A 17,860-nucleotide genomic window follows, 5' to 3' on the forward strand; every position below is an offset into this window, starting at 1 on the left:
GGGTCAGTCGTGTTTGCAGATGCGGTCCAGGAGGTTGGCGGTGGCGCGCTGGACCCGGGGGTCGATGTGGCCGGGGCGGTCCAGGGCCGGGGACCAGGCGAAGGTGCCGGAGGCGAAGACCAGGGCGCCCGAGGGGGCGCGGTAGAGGGAGGTCTCCTGGTGGCGCAGCGCGCCGTCGTTGTCGGTGTAGGGGGAGTGGGCGAGCAGGATGCGCTCCTCGTGCTCGGGCAGCGCGGTGCGCGGGAAGTAGCGGTCGGCCTCGCCGGCCACGAGGCCCGGGAGTTCGTCGCCCTCGTGGGCGCCTGTGGCCTCCCAGAGCCAGTGCCCCGCGTTGCGCACGATCAGGGGGTGGGGCTCGGGTACCCGGCCCGCGTACTGGATGCCGACCGTCTGCTGCTCGGGCCGGTCGATCTCGCGCCAGAGCAGGGGCTTTCCCGGGCCCTTGCGTTTTCGGCAGGTCAGCAGCCGGTTCGCGACACCGGACGGGGAAGGCCCCAACTCCACCTGCCAGTACATGGTGTTGGCGGAGAGGAAGACGAGGCTGGTGCCGCTGTCGCGGGCCAGTTCGACCGTGCGGCGCATCTGCGGCGACCAGTACTCGTCGTGGCCCGGGAAGACCAGGCCCCGGTACCGGGTGGGGTCGACGCGGCCGGCGTGCAGGTCGCGGGCGTCGGCGTAGGCGAGGTCGTAGCCGTAGCGCTCGGCCCAGCGGATGAAGTCGTAGGCGTGGCCGACGTGCAGGGGCAGACCGGCGCCCGCGTACGGCCGGTCGAAGGAGACGGTGGTCGCCGCGTCGGCCTCGCCGAGCAGCCGGCCCCGCTCGTCCCATGCGTGGTAGAGGCTGGCGCCGGTGCGGCCGTCCTCGGGGTAGAGGTTGTACGCCTGCCAGGTGATGTCCGGCAGCAGGAGCAGCAGGTCGGCCGGGTGGTTGTCGCGGATCGTGAAGGGCACGTGGGAGCGGTAGCCGTCGGTCGTGGTGAGTACCGCGACGTACGCGCCGACGCTCCAGTACGACGGGACCTGCAGCCGCCAGGACAGCCACCAGTGGTGACAGGAGACCGTGCGGTCGGCGGCCAGCGGCGGCGGCTGGACGATGCCGGACAGCCGGGGACTGGTGGTGATCTTGGATGCGCCGTCGCCGCCGTAGTGGCCGATGCGGTAGATGTCGACGCTGAATTCCTGTGGCGGGTCGACGGTGATGTGGAAGTCGACGGCCTCGCCCGGGGCGACCGCGCCGGTCGAGGTGAATCCCTTGATCTGGCGGTGCACGTCGTCCGCCGAGCGCGGGCCGCCGATGGCGGTGCGCGGTGCGGGGACCCGGGGGTTCTCGCCGGTGGGCTGTGGCCGGCTGGGGTCCACGTACCAGGGGACGACATGACCGGTGTCGTCGAAGTAGGTCTCGCTGCCGCGCAGCCAGGGGACGGGTCCCTGGCCGAAGGGGTCCGTGACGGCGTGCGCGAGTGCTCCCGACTCCCAGCGGCGGATCTGGTCCGATGCCATGGTGGCTCCCCTCCCTCGTGCCCCCGTGAAGTGTGCTGATACGAGCCGATGTGCGAAGTGAGCGTGCGTCTGGTGCTGTCGTGCCGGTGTCTGGTGCTGTTGTGCCGCGTCCTGTGCCGTTATGCCGACGCCCTGCGCCGTTGTGCCTGGTTTCGGGCGTTTCCGATCCCGCTGGTGGCGCCGCGCCGTGCCGTGACTGTGGCGTCTGTCTTATGTCGGATGCGCTTGCCACAACCGCGAACGGTCCCAGCACATCACATAACGCACGCGTCCGGTCACGGTTCGTTGCGAATTTGCCTGAAGTGGAACGCTTTGCTCCGCCAAAGCGCCGAGACGCCGAGGTCAGACCAGCCGGACCGGTTTCTCGGGACGTATTCCGGACTCGACCAGCCAGGCCCGCAGCGGGGCCGGATCTCCCTCCTCGATGAGGCTGAGGACTCTGGGCGTCAGGTCGACGGCCCGTTCGCCGCCGACCAGCAGGGACGGACCGTCGAGCCAGTCCAGGCCGGGGGTGGCTCCGGCGGTGTCCACGGCCGCGCAGCACACCATCGCCGTGACGTGGTCGGCGAGGAGTTCGCGAGCGGTGCGCGGGGGCTGGAGGGGGAAGAGGGGCAGTGCGCCGTCGTCCCAGAGGGGGCTGCCGGGGCCTGGGGCACCCTGACCGGCGGGGGCGGGGCCGCCGGGGGGCGCGATGCCGGTCGCTCCCGCGTGCTCCTCACGGGCGAGGGCCGCGGTGAGACCGACGGCGAGGGCGGTGCTGCGCTCGGTGCCGGTGGGCTCGCCGGCTTCCTCGTCACAGCCGGGGGTGCGGGAGTCCTCGTCGTACGCGGGAAGGCGCGGGCGCCTGCCGGCGGCGGACGGGTCGGTCAGGTGGTCCAGGACGCGGGCCAGGGTGGGGCCGCCCGGATCGGGGGCGGCGGGATCCAGGGTGGCGCGGACCCCGAGGGCGTCCAGGACGCGGTGCAGGCGGGCCGCCTCGGTGCGCCAGGTGCGGTCGACCACCTCGTCCGGATACTCCTGCCAGGCCACCGGCGACCAGGCCGGGCCGGGCTCGGCGGGGCCGCCGTGGAAGAGGCGGGCGGCGAGCAGCGAGGCGGCCTCGTCCACCAGCCCCGGCTCCTCCAGCAGGTCGCAGGCGGGCCGCTCGCCCAGCCGGGAGGCGAAGCCCTCGGCGAGCCGGTCACGCCGGGACAGCTCGGTGAGGGCCGCGACCACGCCCGCGTCCAGCCGGGAGGGCCAGCGGCCCATCCGCCAGGCGGGCAGCGCGACCCGGGTGAGCAGGCGGTCCCAGCCGGCATACGCGAGGCCGACCTGTTCCTGGGCGACGATCCGCAGCCCGTAGTCCACGGCCTGGGCCCGCTCGGCGGCCGCGGCCGCGACCCCGCGCTCCATCAGCGCCGCGTGCTCCCGGCAGCCGCGCAGCAGCAGCCGCGCCACCCATCCGATGCCCGCGCAGACCAGGCGGGTGCCGGGACATCGGGCGGGCGTCGCGGAGACGCCCACCGCCGCGTCCAGGCCCCGCACGAAACGGCGGGCGGCGGCTATGTCAGGTTGCGCCGAGGGTCCCGTACCGGCGACGACCGGGGCGAGCACCGCGCGGAGCTCGCCGACGCGCATCCACCACAGGAACGGGGACCCGATGACGAGGACGGGGGCGGCCGGGGTGCGGCGGTGCGGGCCCAAAGTGCCGAGCTCGTCGCCGCCCTTGGGCGCGGGCGGGCCGTGCGCCGGGTGCGTGCGGTCCTCCAGCCAGCTGTCGCAGTCCGGGGTGAGCGCTATGGCGGAGGGCACCGGCACGTCGAGGCGGTCGGCAAGGTCGCGCATCATCCGGTACAGGTCCGGAGCGGACTCCTCCGGGATCGGGACCGTGGGGCTCACGGCCGGCCGGGCGCGGGCCACGACCAGGGCGATGCCGGCGGCGGCCAGCAGCACGAGCACGGCGAGGGCGCCGACGATCCAGCGGGCAGTGTCCCAGCCGTGTCCGACGAAGTGACCGGTGGAACCGCCGGTCAGCAGGATCACCGTGGCCGCGGCGGGGAGCAGGGCCACGGCCAGGGCCCGGCCGCGGATGCGCAGCACGGCGAGCGCCCGGGTACGCGCCGCCTGCGCTCCCGCCTCCGCGCCGATACCGGTACTGGTCACGTCCGGACCTCACCCCCTCCCTGCTGTCCTCGGCCTGTCCTGGCTGTTGCTCACTCCCCCACTGTGGCACCCACGACTGACATCGCAATGCCGGTGGGCCAAGTGCCGGAACGCCTGCGCCGCACCATAGTTGGGGCCTCGGCCCCCGTCAGCCGGATGGGGCATCGGTCACTCGATGGAATGGCCTTGGTCAGAGGTGATCGACAGACAGCAATGATCAGGCCCCGGATTTGAGGGTCCGGGGCCTGATCAGGAACGGGTCTGCGGGGACCGGCGTCAGGCCTCCTCGGCCGCCGCCCTGGCGGCGATGTCCGTGCGGTGCTGGGAGCCGTCGAGGCCGATCCGGGCCACCGCCGTGTACGCCCGCTCCCGGGCCTGGGTCAGGTCCTCGCCGGTCGCCGTGACGGAGAGGACCCGGCCGCCGGCGCTGACCACGTCGTCGCCGACGCGCTTGGTCCCCGCGTGCAGGACGTAGGCGTGCGGCGCGTCCACGGCGGCGATCTCGTCGAGGCCGGTGATGGGGTCGCCGGTGCGCGGGGTGTCCGGGTAGTTGTGCGAGGCGACGACGACGGTGACGGCCGCGTCGTCGTTCCAGCGCAGCGGCGGGAGATCACCGAGGGTGCCGTTCGCTGCGGCCAGCAGGACACCGGCCAGCGGGGTCTTCAGGCGGGCGAGGACCACCTGGGTCTCCGGGTCGCCGAAGCGGGCGTTGAACTCGATGACCCGCACGCCGCGCGAGGTGATCGCGAGGCCGGCGTAGAGGAGACCGGAGAACGGGGTGCCGCGGCGCCGCATCTCGTCGACGGTCGGCTGCAGGACGGTCTCCAGGACCTCGTCGACGAGCTTGGGGTCGGCCCAGGGCAGCGGGGAGTAGGCCCCCATGCCGCCGGTGTTCGGGCCCTCGTCCCCGTTCAGGGCGCGCTTGAAGTCCTGCGCGGGCTGGAGCGGGAGGACCGTCTCGCCGTCGGTGATCGCGAAGAGGGAGACCTCGGGGCCGTCCAGGAACTCCTCGATGACGACGCGCTCGCAGGCGGCGGCGTGCGCCTTGGCGGCGTCCAGGTCGTCCGTGACGACGACGCCCTTGCCGGCGGCGAGGCCGTCGTCCTTGACGACGTACGGCGCGCCGAAGGCGTCCAGCGCCTCGGCGACCTCCTCCGCGTTTGTGCATACGTACGAGCGGGCGGTGGGCACTCCGGCCCCCGCCATCACGTCCTTGGCGAACGCCTTGGACCCCTCGATCCGCGCGGCCTCCCCGGAGGGACCGAAGACCGGGATGCCCGCCTCGCGCACGGCGTCGGCGACCCCGGCGACGAGGGGGGCCTCCGGGCCGACGACCACGAGGTCGGCGTCGATCTCCCGGGCCAGCGCGGTGACGGCCGCGCCGTCCAGGGCATCGACCTGGTGCGGCTCGGCCACCTCGGCGATGCCGGCGTTGCCGGGGGCGCAGTGCAGCGCGGTGACGTCGGGATCGAGGGACAGAGAGCGGCACAGGGCGTGTTCGCGGGCGCCGCTGCCGATGACGAGGACCTTCACGGGGGCCAGCGTAGCCGGATGGGCCGACTGGAGGTTCCTCCAAGGGGGCCGGGGCTGAGGAATGGCCGCCTGCTGAGACGGCCGCCCTTGGGGCCACCGCCCCCAAACCCCCGCCCCGTCCTGAACAACCTCGCCCTCAAACGCCGGACGGGCTGGTGGGAGATGCGGTCGGACTACGTCCTCAGCAGTCGGCCCTCGTCCTCAGACGCCGGGGGCGTAGGACGGCTGGGAGGTCGAGGGGCCTTCGCTCTCCGGCTCCGGGTGCGCTGAGAAACCCAGGGGCGCGGGGAACTGCGCGGGCAACCCCGGCCCGCAGCCACCCGACAAGCCGCCCCCGGGCCTCCGAGGGCGCCACGTGTCACTCGTTCTGGAACTCCTCCACCACCGTCGCCCCCAGTTCCTTCACGATCAGTTCGTGGCCGGAGAGGGCCGACTCGTCGAGGTCGGGGTCGTCCTCCTCCGGGATGTCGTCCTCGGGGGCGACCGGGGGCGGTTCGGGGGCGGCGAGGGCGGGGGCCGGTGCCGTCGGGGTGGGCCGCGGCGGGCTCTGGGCCGGGGCCGCCGACGGGACCTGCTGGGTGGGCGCGGGGCGGGCCGGGGACGCCGGGGCGGCGCTGCCGTACCCGGACGCCGCGGGCGCGCCGTAGCCGCCGGACTGCCCGCCGCCGTACCCGGCGCTCGGCGGCGGAGCCGCGCCACCGCCGCCCGTCGGGTCGACGATCGCCTCGACCCGCCACTGCACGCCGAACTGCTCGCCCAGCGCCTGCCGCAGCACCTCCTCGCTCCCGCTGCCGGCGAAGTTGTCACGGGCGCCGGCGTTGACGAAGCCGAGCTGGAGGGTGGTGCCGTCGAAACCGGCGACCTGGGCGTTCTGGCTGAGCAGGATCCAGGTGAAGCGACGGCGGTTCTTGACCGCTTCCAGGATGTTCGGCCACAGCACACGCGGGTCGAGACCACCGGAGGCGGCCGGAACGGGAGCGGGAGCTGGAGCGGCAGTCACGACCGGGGCCGGGGCCGGCTGCCCTGCCGGGGCCGCCGGGGCCGCCGGGGCCTGCTGGGCCGTCGGCGCGCCCGTGGCCGTCGGCCAGCCACCGGGGCGCCGGGTACCGCCACCCGCGGGGGTGGCCGTCGGCCAGGCACCGGGCGCGGAAGCGGCAGAGGCGGGGGCGGCGGGCGGTGTGGCCGGAGGCGGCGTGGGCGCGGCTGCCGCAGCCGCAGCCGGAGTCGGCGCCGACGCCGACGGCTCCGGGGCCGGTGCCACTCCCCCTCGTACAGCCGCCCGGGCCGCGGCCGGACCGCCCGCCTGCTGCGCAGGAGCCGGGGGCGCCGGCATGTGTGCCTCCGGACCGGGGACGTACCCCATGGCGGGCGCACCGCCCCCGCCCGAGAAGCTGACGCCCCGCTCCAGCCGGTCGAGGCGGGCCATCATGGACCGCTCGTCGCCGTACGCCGCCGGCAGCAGCACGCGGGCGCAGATCAGCTCCAGCTGGAGGCGCGGGGAGGTGGCGCCGCGCATCTCCGTCAGGCCCTCGTTGACGAGGTCGGCGGCGCGGCTGAGCTCGGCGGCCCCGAAGGTGCCGGCCTGGGCCTGCATCCGCTCGAGGACGTCGGCGGGGGCGTCGAACAGCCCCTTCTCGGCGGCGTCCGGGACGGCGGCGAGGATCACCAGGTCCCGCAGCCGCTCCAGCAGGTCGGCGACGAAGCGGCGCGGGTCGTTGCCCCCCTCGATGATCCGGTCGACGACCTCGAAGGCGGCGGCGCCGTCCCCCGTCGCGAAAGCTTCGACGACGGAGTCGAGCAGCGATCCGTCCGTGTACCCGAGCAGAGAGGTGGCCATGGCATACGTCACACCCTCGGCACCGGCCCCGGCGAGGAGCTGGTCCATGACGGACATGGAGTCACGCACGGATCCGGCGCCGGCCCGCACGACGAGCGGCAGCACGCCCTCCTCGACGGGGATCTCCTCCTTGCCGCAGACCTCGCCGAGGTAGTCCCGCAGAGTCCCCGGCGGCACCAGCCGGAACGGGTAGTGATGGGTCCGCGACCGGATGGTCCCGATGACCTTCTCGGGTTCGGTCGTGGCGAAGATGAACTTGAGATGCTCCGGCGGCTCCTCGACCACCTTGAGCAGCGCGTTGAAGCCGGCCGACGTGACCATGTGGGCCTCGTCGATGATGTAGATCTTGTAGCGGCTGGAGGCGGGCCCGAAGAAGGCCTTCTCGCGCAGCTCACGGGCGTCGTCCACACCACCGTGAGAGGCCGCGTCGATCTCGATGACGTCGATGGAACCCGGCCCGTTGCGCGCCAGGTCCTGGCAGGACTGGCACTCACCGCACGGAGTCGGAGTGGGCCCCTGCTCGCAGTTCAGGCACCGGGCCAGGATCCGCGCACTGGTCGTCTTCCCGCAGCCACGCGGCCCGCTGAACAGGTACGCGTGATTGACCCGGTTGTTCCGCAGCGCCTGCTGCAGCGGGTCGGTGACATGCTCCTGCCCGATGACCTCGGCGAATGACTCCGGGCGATAGCGGCGGTACAGCGCGAGAGACGACACACCTACGAGGTTATAGGCGCCCACTGACAACCAGCCCCGCCCGCAAACGCAAGCGCCCCCCACGCACCCGCCAGAGCCGACCTACCCTTGCTGCCTTCCGGCCCTGGGGGAGTTCAGTCAGATAGCGCCGCGTGAGGGGCTCCACACAGAGTACCCGACGTCAGCGGGTGGGAACGAGTTCGCGAGCACTCCGCTCGGTCATGTAATGTTCCCACCGGAGGATTCGCCTAGAGGCCTAGGGCGCACGCTTGGAAAGCGTGTTGGGGGCAACCCCTCACGAGTTCGAATCTCGTATCCTCCGCAGCCGCCCACCTGGGCAAACGAAGGTCCCGGCCGCTCAGCGGCCGGGACCTTCGGCGTTCCGTGGTTGCAGTTTTGGTTGCAGTTGCCCGACACCGCAAGTCGCGGACGACCCGGAGACTCTGCGCATCTCCATGATCGAGCTGCATCCATCACCATCGCACCCGGCCACGGGTCCGCACGCGGCACTAGAGAGGGGGACACGATGCCGACGGAGCCCTACGTCTCGTACATCAATGCCCCGACCGCTGGATCCGCGTCGTGGATCATCTCGCCGGTTCCCCGCCCTGGCTGTCGGGATTCCGACAGGATGGACACCGTTATCTCCGCATCGCAAGGGATTGCCGCATGGCCTCGAACTCGACGCCCCGACACCAGGGTCGCCTCGAACTGACCTGGACCGACAAAGACAAAACGCTTCTGTCGACCGGGGACGGCAAGTACGACTACACCTTCGTGGATCCGTCGGACTACCGCGTCTCCGAAGTCCGGCTCCTACACGAGGTAGATCGAATCGAGGCACCGACACCGGCGGAGCGCCCGGAGGATCTACCGGAGCCAACCAACGGCAATCTCCTCATCACAGGCGACGCGATGCATGCGCTGGACGCGCTGGCCAAGATCCCCGCCTACTCCGAGAAGTACCTGGGCCGGGTCAAGTTGGTCTACATCGACCCGCCGTTCAACACGGGACAGGCGTTTGCCAACTACGAGGACAACATCCAGCACTCGATCTGGCTCACGCTCCTACGTGACCGTATCCGCCAGATCAGGCCGCTGCTCTCGGACGACGGATCCGTGTGGGTACACCTTGACCACATGGAGTCGCATCGGTGCCGCGTTGTCCTCGATGAAGAACTGGGCGAGAGCAACTTCGTCGCCGAGGTGGCCTGGCAGAAGGCGGACTCTCCCCGAAACGACACAAGGCTTCTTTCAACATCGCAGGACACGATCCTGGTCTATCGCAAGTCCGAGTCGTGGGTCCCAAACAGGATGCGCAGGCTCGCGGCCTCGAACACGAGCCGCTACCAGTCGCGTGATGGAGACCCGGTGCCGTGGCGTGATGGAGATGCGACCGCCGGTAAGGCGGCGACCAACCATCCGATGGTCTATGCCATCCAGCACCCTGTCACCGGGGGGCTGATGTATCCGACTGCGGGCCGCTGCTGGGGGAAGGCGCAGTCCTGGATGCTGGAACAGATGTCGGAGTACGCGCCCTACGAACTGCGGGATATCGGCGATGAGGCGGAGCGCGCACGCATCTGCGGGACAACAGCAGAGAAGGTCAAGACTGGCGTACCCGCGATCATGCTGTCGGTACCCATCGAGGACGCCGCCAAGCTCGCCCAAGCCCGCTACGACGCCGGGCACTGGCCCGACATCGTCATGCTCGGGCTTCGGGAACGGATCCAGCGTAAGAAGCACCTAGAGGACAACGGCCGCGTGCCTGAGACGCTCTGGCTGGGAAGTGAAGTCGGAGGGAACCTGCGCGGGAAGATCGAAATCAAGAACCTCTTCCCGGACGAGCATCCGTTCGCGACGCCGAAGCCAGAAGCCCTGTTGGCCCGCATCATCCACATCGCCTCCAAACCCGGCGACATCGTCCTGGACTGTTTCGCAGGCTCAGGTACCACCGCAGCCGTCGCCCAAAAGATGGGGCGCCGATGGGTGACCAGCGAGCTGCTGGCCGACACCGTGGCCCGATACACACTGCCTCGACTCGCCAAGGTCGTTAACGGACAGGACCCAGGGGGCATCACCACCATCACCGAGCGGGTCGCAGCGGTGGATGACGACGAGGATGACGAGGGCGGTCTGCCGACTGGGATGCCTCCCGAGGAGGCTCAGGAGTTCAACCGGCTTCTCAATAAGGTGACCAAGGCCATCGGAACGGACCTCGACGCCTCCACGATCAAGACCCTCAGGGCAGCCACCAGAACCAAGGACGTCACAAATCAGAATTGGCACGGAGGTGGAAGCTTCACCCACCTCCAAGTCGGCGAGTCCATGTTCGTCGAGATGGCGGGGCTGGTCCTCCTGGCTGACTGGGCCGCCCAGGGCGCCCTGACCGAGGCTATGTGCGCCCAGCTGTCCGTCCCCTACGAGCCGGACAGCATCTTCGCGGGTAAGCAGGGCCGCACCCGATACGTCGTCATCGACGGCATGGTCGGCACGGGCACCGTGGCGTCCATCCTCGACAGGCTCGCCGAGGACGAGGTGGTCGAGGTGTGGGCGACCCAGATCCAGGACGGCGCCGCCGAGGCGTTGAAGAAAGCCCGACGGGGATGCCGCCTGGAGCTCATCCCCGACAAGGTGCTCGACAACTACCGGCGTAAGTCGGCCCGCGTGTCCCCGTTTGGCGCCGGCCGCTCGACGCTGCCCTCACAAGCCACAGACGAACCGACCGAGACCGCCGTTGCGGCAACGACCGAAAGGGAGAGCGCCTGATGGGCGAATTGCGATTCCAGCCTGACCTCCTCAATGAGGTCGCCCACCGCCTCGACCTGCGCGAGCCGAACCGCAAGGCCATCGAGTCGGTGATCCTCCGTACCTCCGACCACTACGACGTGCAGGAACAGACCGAGCCCTATGAGTGCATCGTGGACTCGGCCACCGGCGTAGGGAAGACGTACGTGATGGCCGGCCTGATTGAGTACTTGGCCGGCGCCGAGGAGCCGGTGCGGAACTTTCTGCTACTGGCACCCGGACGGACGATCCGCGACAAGTCGATTCTCAATTTCACCCCCGGCAACTCGAAGTCGCTGCGGCATTTGATGCGGTCCAACCCGTACGTCGTCACGGCGGACAATTTCGACGCACAGTCCACGCGAATCGCGATCGATGACCCGGCCATAACAAAGCTCTACATCTTCACCGTTCAGGCACTGACGTCGGCCACAGGCGAGGGCCGCGCTACACACGTGCCGACCGAAAACCTCGGCATGTCTTTCTTCGACCACCTCGCGCGGCTAAGCGACCTCGTCATCTTGGCAGACGAGCACCACTGCTACCGAGGGCCAGCGTTCTCCCGCACCATCCACGACCTGAAGCCCGAGCTCGTAGTCGGAATGACCGCTACCCCTGTACGAGCAGACGAGTCTCTGGTGGCGTTCCGTTACCCGCTGGCTGCCGCAATCGCAGACGAACTTGTGAAAACCCCCGTGATGGTGGCCCGCCGCGACGATCGGTCTGACATTGAGACCAAATTGCTCGACGGAGTCAACTTGCTGCGGTACAAGGCTCAGTCGGCCGATGCCTACTGTGACGAGAACGGCCTGAGCCGTGTGAACCCCGTAATGCTCGTCATCGCCCAGAACATCGAGGAAGCCGAAGAATTTCAGGCCGTCCTTGACTCGATGACTTTTGATGGGGGCCAGTGGGTCGGGACAACCCTGCTGATCCACTCAAAGTTGACCGGTGAGGCCAAAGAGAAGGCGCTCTCCGATCTCCAGGCTGTGGAGGACTCTGATTCGCCTGTCCGGATCATCATCAGTGTCGGGATGCTCAAGGAAGGCTGGGACGTCAAAAACGTCTACGTGATCGCCTCCATGCGCGCCTCGGTCTCCGAAGTCATGACTGAGCAGACACTTGGCCGTGGTATGCGCCTTCCGTTCGGCAAGTACACTCGGACCGAAATCCTCGACACCCTCGAAGTTCTGGCCCACGAAAAGTACAGCGAGTTGCTGAGTAAGAGGAAAGTCCTCAACGAGGCTTTCATCGACTACGGCACGTACGCTGAGCTCCGCCAACTCGCCGACGGCAGTCAGGTTGTCCGCCAGAAGACGACCGAGACAGAAGCAACGGTCATCGGGGAGCCCACAAGCGAACAGCAAGCCGCGGCAGGCAGTGGGCAAGTCGCCGAGGAGGGGTCATCTCCTGGTGCAGCAAAGCCCTCTGCAGAAGCGTCGAACCCCTCTGAGGGGCCAACTGCATCGGACGGATCCAACCCAACTAGCGGGATCGTGGACATGGAGACCCGCACACGAGAGGCACAGGAATCCGCGAAGAAGACCTCAGCCACCGATCAGTACGACCCGTTGCCGGATCGGGAACCTATCCTGATTCCACGGTTGGTCTCGGTTCCTCAACCTGCCGTGGTAAGCCTCAACGACATCAACCCAGAAGACTACGGGCCATTCAAGCGACTCGGCCGCGCCCTCGCTGCGGATCACTCTGATGAATTGAGACGAACCAAGCTTACGGCCAGTCACAACTGGCGCACAGCGGAGGTGCGCACCGCGACGGCAAGCGACGCGATAAAGGCTGCACTTCCACTTGACATCCCACTCGAAGAGTCCCGGAGAGGGCTCATCCGTCGCGTGATTTCTGTCAAGGGTGTGCCTAATCGTCCGGCAGAAATCGGGGCAGCAGAGCGGATCGTTGACTGCCTCATCGAAGCGATGGGACCGGAGGCCGAGGAACATCTCTCAGCCTTTGGTGAGCTGTGCGGACAGCGCCTCGCTACAGAAGTCAGCAACACTCTCCGAAAATTCAGCCCGACTCAGGTCACCTACTCTGATGAGGTAAAGCTAGTAGCTCTCGACAAAACTCGACTGGCGCGCAAGCGCAAGGACTCGGGACACGCCGATGGTTCATTCGACAAAGCCGTGGCATTCAATGGCTGGACTAAGAATCTATACAGCCACGCATGGTTTGATACTTCGCCAGAGTTCAAGGCCGCCAACGCTATTGATAGCGGCCAAACAGTCGTAGTTTGGGCACGCTTGCACATCAACGATGTGCCGATCACCTGGAATTCGGACGGGCGTCAATACAATCCGGACTTCGTCGTCATAGAAGAAGTGGATGGGAAGCGCTTCGGCTGGCTCGTGGAGACGAAAGCAGACAAGGACATGACCATTTCTGAAGTGAGGTCTAAGCGCCAAGCAGCCAAGAAGTGGGTCAACACAGCAAATTCGTCACCAGAGATCGCGGATATCACTTGGAACTATCTCCTCGCCAGCGAGCGAGATGTTGAAGACGCTCAGGGATCCTGGGAACACCTGAAGGGGTTCGGCCAGTAGCGGGTCTGGTTCCGCTGGTCGAATTGCAACTGGTCGGACTGCAACAGGCGAAAGTTCTGCAATTCTCTGCGTGGCCCACGTCGTGGGCCACGCAGAGAACCTTCAGCCGCCCAGATCGCCGTACTTGCGGGGGTCCCTCGCGCGATCCACAGCCTGTGCACAAGCCTCGGCGTAGGCCGCAGCGACGGCGTCCTCGTCCGTGCCTCGCACCTGGGCCTCGACCTCCTGGCCGGGGCGGCAGGTGGTATGCCAGCGGACCGGAAGGTCCGTGTATAGGTCGGGCTCGAACTCCCAGGCCATAACGGACCATTGGGGTTCGCGGCCGATGTTGAGCCGCTCGCCGCCGGGGATGAACACCGCGAGGGCGTGGTGGACGATCCGGTGGTCGGGCATCTTGTCGCGGATGGCCCGCGCGCCGCCGGGGCCTTTGTCCTCCCACTTCTCCCGATCCCATTCCTCCACCTCTGCCGCGTGATTGGGATGGTCAGCGCCCCACTGCACGGCCACCGCCTCCGCGTACTCGCGGTGCAGGAACGGGATGAGGCGTTCGCCGAGTCGGGCGACGTACACCGTCGGGCCCGCCGGGACGGGATCCTGGCTCGGGCCGGGCACGGGGCCTCCAGGGGCCGATGCGGGCACAGAGGACCCCGTTCCCCAGAGCAGGGCGCCGACCTTCGCTGCCGTCTGCTGGAGCACCTGGCCGGTGAGGTGCTGGTACCGGCGGCGCATCCGGGCGGACTTGCCGGGCTCCCAGCCCATGATGCGGTCGACGACCGCCTCGGGGACGCCGAGGATCAGCAGCACGGTGGCGGCGGTGTGGCGGGCGTCGTGGAGTCGGCCCTCTCGGACGCCGGCGGCCTTCAGCAGATCCTTCCACCTGTGGTGGTCGGTGTTGGGGTTGAGGGGCTCGCCGGTCGGCGAGGTGAACACGTACCCCTTCTCCACCCACAGGTCACGGGCAAGGGTCCGCTCGCTGTCCTGCTCCTCCTTGTGCCGTCGCAGCAGGGTCAGCAACTGCTCGGGTACGCCGATCGAACGCTTGCCGGCGCGGGTCTTGGTGTCCTTCGTCTCGCGTCGGGTGTTGATCTTCTGGGGGCAGTAACCGGGCTTGCGGCCGCACTTGTTGCCACAGCCGTGCTTGTAGCGGGGCCGCAAGCGACCCCGGCGCACGACGAGCACGCCCTCCTCGAAGTGCACGTCGTCCCACTTCAGCCCCAGAGCTTCGCCCTGACGAAGACCGAGCGCGAGCGCGATGACCCAGCGAGCGTGGTTACGGTGCTTACCCGCTTCGAGGAGGAGACGCTGGATCTCCTCAAGGGTGTACGGCTCGACCTCCTCCTCTTCAACCTTGGGGGCCTTGGCGATGGAGGCCGGGTTGATGGAGAGGTGACGGCGACGCACGGCCTCGTTGAGTGCCGTGTTGGCCGTGCGGTGCACCTGGTGGGCAGTGCCGGCGGCGCTGCCGTTCGCCTGCATCCTCTGGTAGAAGCGCTCCAGGTGCTCGGGCTCCAGCTTCTCCAGGCGGTGGGCGCCCAGGCCGGGTATGAGGTGGTGGTAGACCGCCACGCGGTAGCCGTCGATGGTGTTCTCACCGACGTTGGGCGCGGCGATTTTCTCCGCCCAGTGGATCAGCCAGGACTCGACCGTCCAGGTCTGACCAGCCTTACGGACGCCCGTGGAGTCACGCTGCTTCTCCAGGTCGCGTACGGCCTTGGTGATCTCGGGGCGGGTCTTGCGGCTGACGTGGCGGCGGTCCGGGCTGCCGTCGTCTTTGACGCCGACACTGACGTAGCCGTGCCAGCGGCCATCCTTGCCGAGGAAGATGGTGGAGGCACCATTGGGCTGGCGGGACTTCGGGGGCTTGGTCATTCCGCCCCCTTCAAGCCGCGGTCGTGTAGTCCGCCGAGTCGGGGCGCCTGGCTAGGAAGTCGTTCAACGCCTCGGCGGGTATGCGGCGCAGTCGGCCGATCTTCACGGAGGAGATCTCGCCGGAGGAGACGTACTCGTACAGCTTGGTGCGGCCGATGCCGATCCGCCGTGCGGCTTCGGCGACGGTGAGTCCGACGAGGGTGGCATCGCCGTGGGAGGCGTCGCGCTGGTTCATCAGAGCGCGCAGCTCAGTCTCGGAGACGCCGAGAAGCTGGGCAATCTGGGTGACGGGCAGAGCGTTTTCGGGCAAGGAGAAGTCCGTTTCCTGGCAGGCGGTGGGGCGGCAACCCCGGCCTGGCCGGTTGATCTCGGGATGTGTGCAGTGGGTTCCGTGCCTGGGGGTTTGCGGGGCCCAGGTCAGGTGGCGGAGGCGCTACGCGTCGGGAGCCGAGTCCGCATGTTCAGGGTCGGATTGCGTGTCGGGCGGGGGCCCGTAGATCTCCGCGTTCATCTTCATGAGGCTTTCGGCGATGGCGTTGGAGACCATCACTTCCGCCTCTTCGCGGATGTCGGGGTGTTCAGCGATGTAGGCGTCGAAGTCGTCGCGAGCGCGGGTGAACACGTGCTGGGCGCGCTGGGTTTCCTGGTGGGCGGCGACGACCTTGTCGATGAGTTCCATGGCGCGGCCCTTCGCAGCGAGCTGCGGAGGGCCAGCAAGGTTTCGGAGGTCGACCCCGAAGATCTCGGCGAACCCGATCGCCTCATCGAGATTGATGCGTCGCTTGCGGTTCTCGATTCGCCAGACCGCGGACGGGTTCATATCGAAGCCGGCCTCGTTCAGGCGGTCCGACAGGGCGGTCGTGCTCCAGCCGCGCCGCTCGCGTTCGAGCTTGATCCGTACAGCGGCGTTCTCCTCGCCGCTGAGCAAGATCCCCCGGGGGGTCTCGTCGTCTGCCATCCACCCCATCCTTCCTATCGCAGGACACCCCTGCAATACGCAGGGAACCAAAACTGTAGCACATGCTCTGCCTTTCGCAGGGCATCAATGCATCATGCATAGTCAGTGATCATCGACACTCTCTGCATCACGCATAGGTGCATTGCATTTTGCAGGTCATGTGGCATCCTGGTAGTCCTGCCCAGACACCGACCGGAGACCCCCACGCAAAAAACCCCTCGGCGCAACGCCGAGGGGTTCAAAGCGCAAACCTCTGCAACCGCCATCCCTAGCGATCAACCTGCCTGGCCGGGATTGCCGTCCCACATGGCCCTGCAGGAGAGGAGCTTCATGCCTCAGGGTACGCCCCTGACCCCACAGCCGCCATCCCCCTCCACCGACGCCGAGCCGCCGACGGACATACTCCACGCCCCGTTCAACATCGATGCCGAGCGTGCGGTCCTAGGCGCCTGCATGCACAGCGCGGACGTGATCGACGCTGTCCGGCCCATACTCGGCGAGGACGCCTTCTACCGGCCTGCGCACGAGACGATCTGGCGCGCACTGCTCGCCCAGCGCCGCGAGGACAAGCCGACCGACCCGATCGTCCTGACCGAGCTGCTCCAGCAGCAAGGGGACCTGCAGCGCGTCGGCGGCGCCGTCTATCTGCACCAGCTCGCCGACGTGCACTACGGCAGCGGCAGCGCGGAGCACCACGCGGAGATCATCCGGGAAAAGGCGAACCTCCGTCGCCTGCTCGCCTCGGCGGTCCGCACCGTCCAACGCGCCCAGGAGCCCGGCGCCGACCCCGAGGCGATACGCAGCGAGGTCGAAGCGGAGATGCGGGCCGAGCGCGAGCGTGCCCTCGCCTCGGGACAAGGCCGTCTGAACCGCTTCGCCACCGACGGATGGTCCTTCGTCAAAGAGACCGGCGCGGACGCCGAGCCTTTGTGGGGGACTCGCGAGAAGACCGTCTGGGCGCCGGGCGAGAGCCTGATGATCGTCGGCGCGCCCGGGGTCGGCAAGACCACCCTGGCCCACCAGGTGGTCTTCGCCCGCCTCGGGTTGCAGGAGACGGTCCTGGAGATGCCGGTCGCCCCGAGCAGGCGGATTCTCTACCTGGCCATGGATCGGCCCCGGCAGATCGCCCGGGCCATGGACCGCCGCGTCTTCCCCAGCGACGAGAAGATCCTGCGCGAGGGACTCGTCGTCTGGGAGGGCCCGCTGCCCGCCACCCTCGACAAGGAACCCGACCTCCTCGCCGACCTCGCCGCAGCCCACCGGGCCGACACCATCGTGATCGACAGCCTCAAGGACGCCGTCAGTACGATGGTCGACGACAGCCTCGCGGTCGCCTTCCACAACGCCCGCATGCGCGCCCTGCGAGGCGGCGTGGAGATCCTGGAGCTGCACCACCAGCGCAAGGCCACCGCCGACGCCCCGCGCGGCCAACGCCCCAGCCTGGACCAGGTCTACGGCTCCACCTGGATCACCGCCGGCGCAGGCAGCGTCCTGTTCGTCACCGGCCGGGCAGGCGACCCCGCCGTCACCCTGCACCACCTCAAGACCCCCACCGGGGAGATCGGCCCGCTCGACGTCACCCACGACCACGTGCGCGGCACCACCACGGTCGACCCCAGCAAGGACCCCGCCGTCCTGCTCCGCAACGCCCCAGGCGGCCTGACCGCCCGCGACCTGGCAGCCATCCTGATCGGCGGCGACCCCGAACGCGCCGACGTGGAGAAGGCACGCCGCCACCTCGCCCGCCTCGTCGACAGCGGCCTGGCCACCAAGGCCGACGGCGTCGCCGGCGGAGCCGGAGGCGGGCAGCAGACCCGCTACTACGCCTCCGCACGCCACCTCACCGCCGTCGGCTAAACCCTCACCGGTACCCGCGCGGAGCGATCACGCGACCGTACACGCGGCCCTCGCGCACAGGCACTGCCGTGAACCGCTCACAGCGCACACGCTCACCGTAAAACCGCAGGTCAAGCGATCACGGGG

The 17,860-nt window shown here is 68.8% G+C and carries 10 protein-coding genes, 1 tRNA gene and 1 other RNA gene; 4 read left to right on the forward strand and 8 right to left on the reverse strand.

Features of this window, described 5'->3' with window-relative positions; all coding sequences use genetic code 11:
• Nucleotides 1-3: 3 nt before the first annotated feature.
• The 5 genes from OHB00_RS24595 to ffs form a co-directional block, all read right to left on the reverse strand.
• Nucleotides 4-1,500, reverse strand: a complete 1,497-nt coding sequence (locus tag OHB00_RS24595) for a N,N-dimethylformamidase beta subunit family domain-containing protein (protein ID WP_406437618.1) — start codon at nt 1,498-1,500, stop codon at nt 4-6.
• Between the two features lie 342 nt (nt 1,501-1,842).
• The gene (locus OHB00_RS24600) at nt 1,843-3,642 is read right to left on the reverse strand and encodes a hypothetical protein (RefSeq protein ID WP_406437620.1); all 1,800 of its coding nucleotides are present in this window, start codon (nt 3,640-3,642) and stop codon (nt 1,843-1,845) included.
• 276 nt (nt 3,643-3,918) lie between these two features.
• Entirely contained in the window at nt 3,919-5,175 is a 1,257-nt protein-coding gene (purD, locus tag OHB00_RS24605) for a phosphoribosylamine--glycine ligase (protein ID WP_406437622.1), read from the reverse strand.
• 358 nt (nt 5,176-5,533) lie between these two features.
• The gene (locus OHB00_RS24610; protein WP_406437623.1) at nt 5,534-7,726 is read right to left on the reverse strand and encodes a DNA polymerase III subunit gamma and tau; all 2,193 of its coding nucleotides are present in this window, start codon (nt 7,724-7,726) and stop codon (nt 5,534-5,536) included.
• Between the two features lie 45 nt (nt 7,727-7,771).
• Nucleotides 7,772-7,870, reverse strand: an RNA gene (ffs, locus tag OHB00_RS24615) — signal recognition particle sRNA small type.
• Nucleotides 7,871-7,942: 72 nt separating this feature from the next.
• Here ffs and OHB00_RS24620 point away from each other — a divergent pair.
• The 3 genes from OHB00_RS24620 to OHB00_RS24630 all read left to right on the forward strand — a co-directional run bounded on the left by OHB00_RS24620 (nt 7,943) and on the right by OHB00_RS24630 (nt 13,050).
• Nucleotides 7,943-8,027 (forward strand) — tRNA-Ser (locus tag OHB00_RS24620).
• A 347-nt stretch (nt 8,028-8,374) separates the two neighbouring features.
• Entirely contained in the window at nt 8,375-10,474 is a 2,100-nt protein-coding gene (locus OHB00_RS24625) for a site-specific DNA-methyltransferase (RefSeq protein WP_406437625.1), read from the forward strand.
• Nucleotides 10,474-13,050 (forward strand): DEAD/DEAH box helicase, encoded by a 2,577-nt coding sequence (locus tag OHB00_RS24630; protein WP_406437626.1) that lies wholly within the window; start codon nt 10,474-10,476, stop codon nt 13,048-13,050. Before OHB00_RS24625 ends, OHB00_RS24630 begins: the two co-directional genes overlap by 1 nt.
• 102 nt (nt 13,051-13,152) lie before the next feature.
• Here the strand turns inward: OHB00_RS24630 and OHB00_RS24635 are convergent, their stop codons facing one another.
• From OHB00_RS24635 to OHB00_RS24645, 3 genes are all read right to left on the reverse strand, one after another.
• Nucleotides 13,153-14,919, reverse strand: coding sequence for a tyrosine-type recombinase/integrase (locus tag OHB00_RS24635; protein WP_406437627.1), 1,767 nt, complete (start codon nt 14,917-14,919; stop codon nt 13,153-13,155).
• A 10-nt stretch (nt 14,920-14,929) separates the two neighbouring features.
• The gene (locus OHB00_RS24640) at nt 14,930-15,229 is read right to left on the reverse strand and encodes a helix-turn-helix domain-containing protein (protein ID WP_261678392.1); all 300 of its coding nucleotides are present in this window, start codon (nt 15,227-15,229) and stop codon (nt 14,930-14,932) included.
• Nucleotides 15,230-15,352: 123 nt separating this feature from the next.
• Nucleotides 15,353-15,877, reverse strand: a complete 525-nt coding sequence (locus tag OHB00_RS24645; RefSeq protein ID WP_406437630.1) for a helix-turn-helix domain-containing protein — start codon at nt 15,875-15,877, stop codon at nt 15,353-15,355.
• Between the two features lie 330 nt (nt 15,878-16,207).
• On the opposite strand from OHB00_RS24645, the gene OHB00_RS24650 reads away from it, so the two are divergent.
• Nucleotides 16,208-17,734 carry a DnaB-like helicase N-terminal domain-containing protein gene (locus tag OHB00_RS24650; protein ID WP_406437632.1) on the forward strand — a complete coding sequence of 509 codons (1,527 nt, stop codon included), beginning with the start codon at nt 16,208-16,210 and terminating at the stop codon, nt 17,732-17,734.
• Nucleotides 17,735-17,860: the final 126 nt, after the last annotated feature.

This window comes from Streptomyces sp. NBC_00631, assembly GCF_045206895.1.
In the GTDB taxonomy this organism is placed as follows: domain Bacteria; phylum Actinomycetota; class Actinomycetes; order Streptomycetales; family Streptomycetaceae; genus Streptomyces.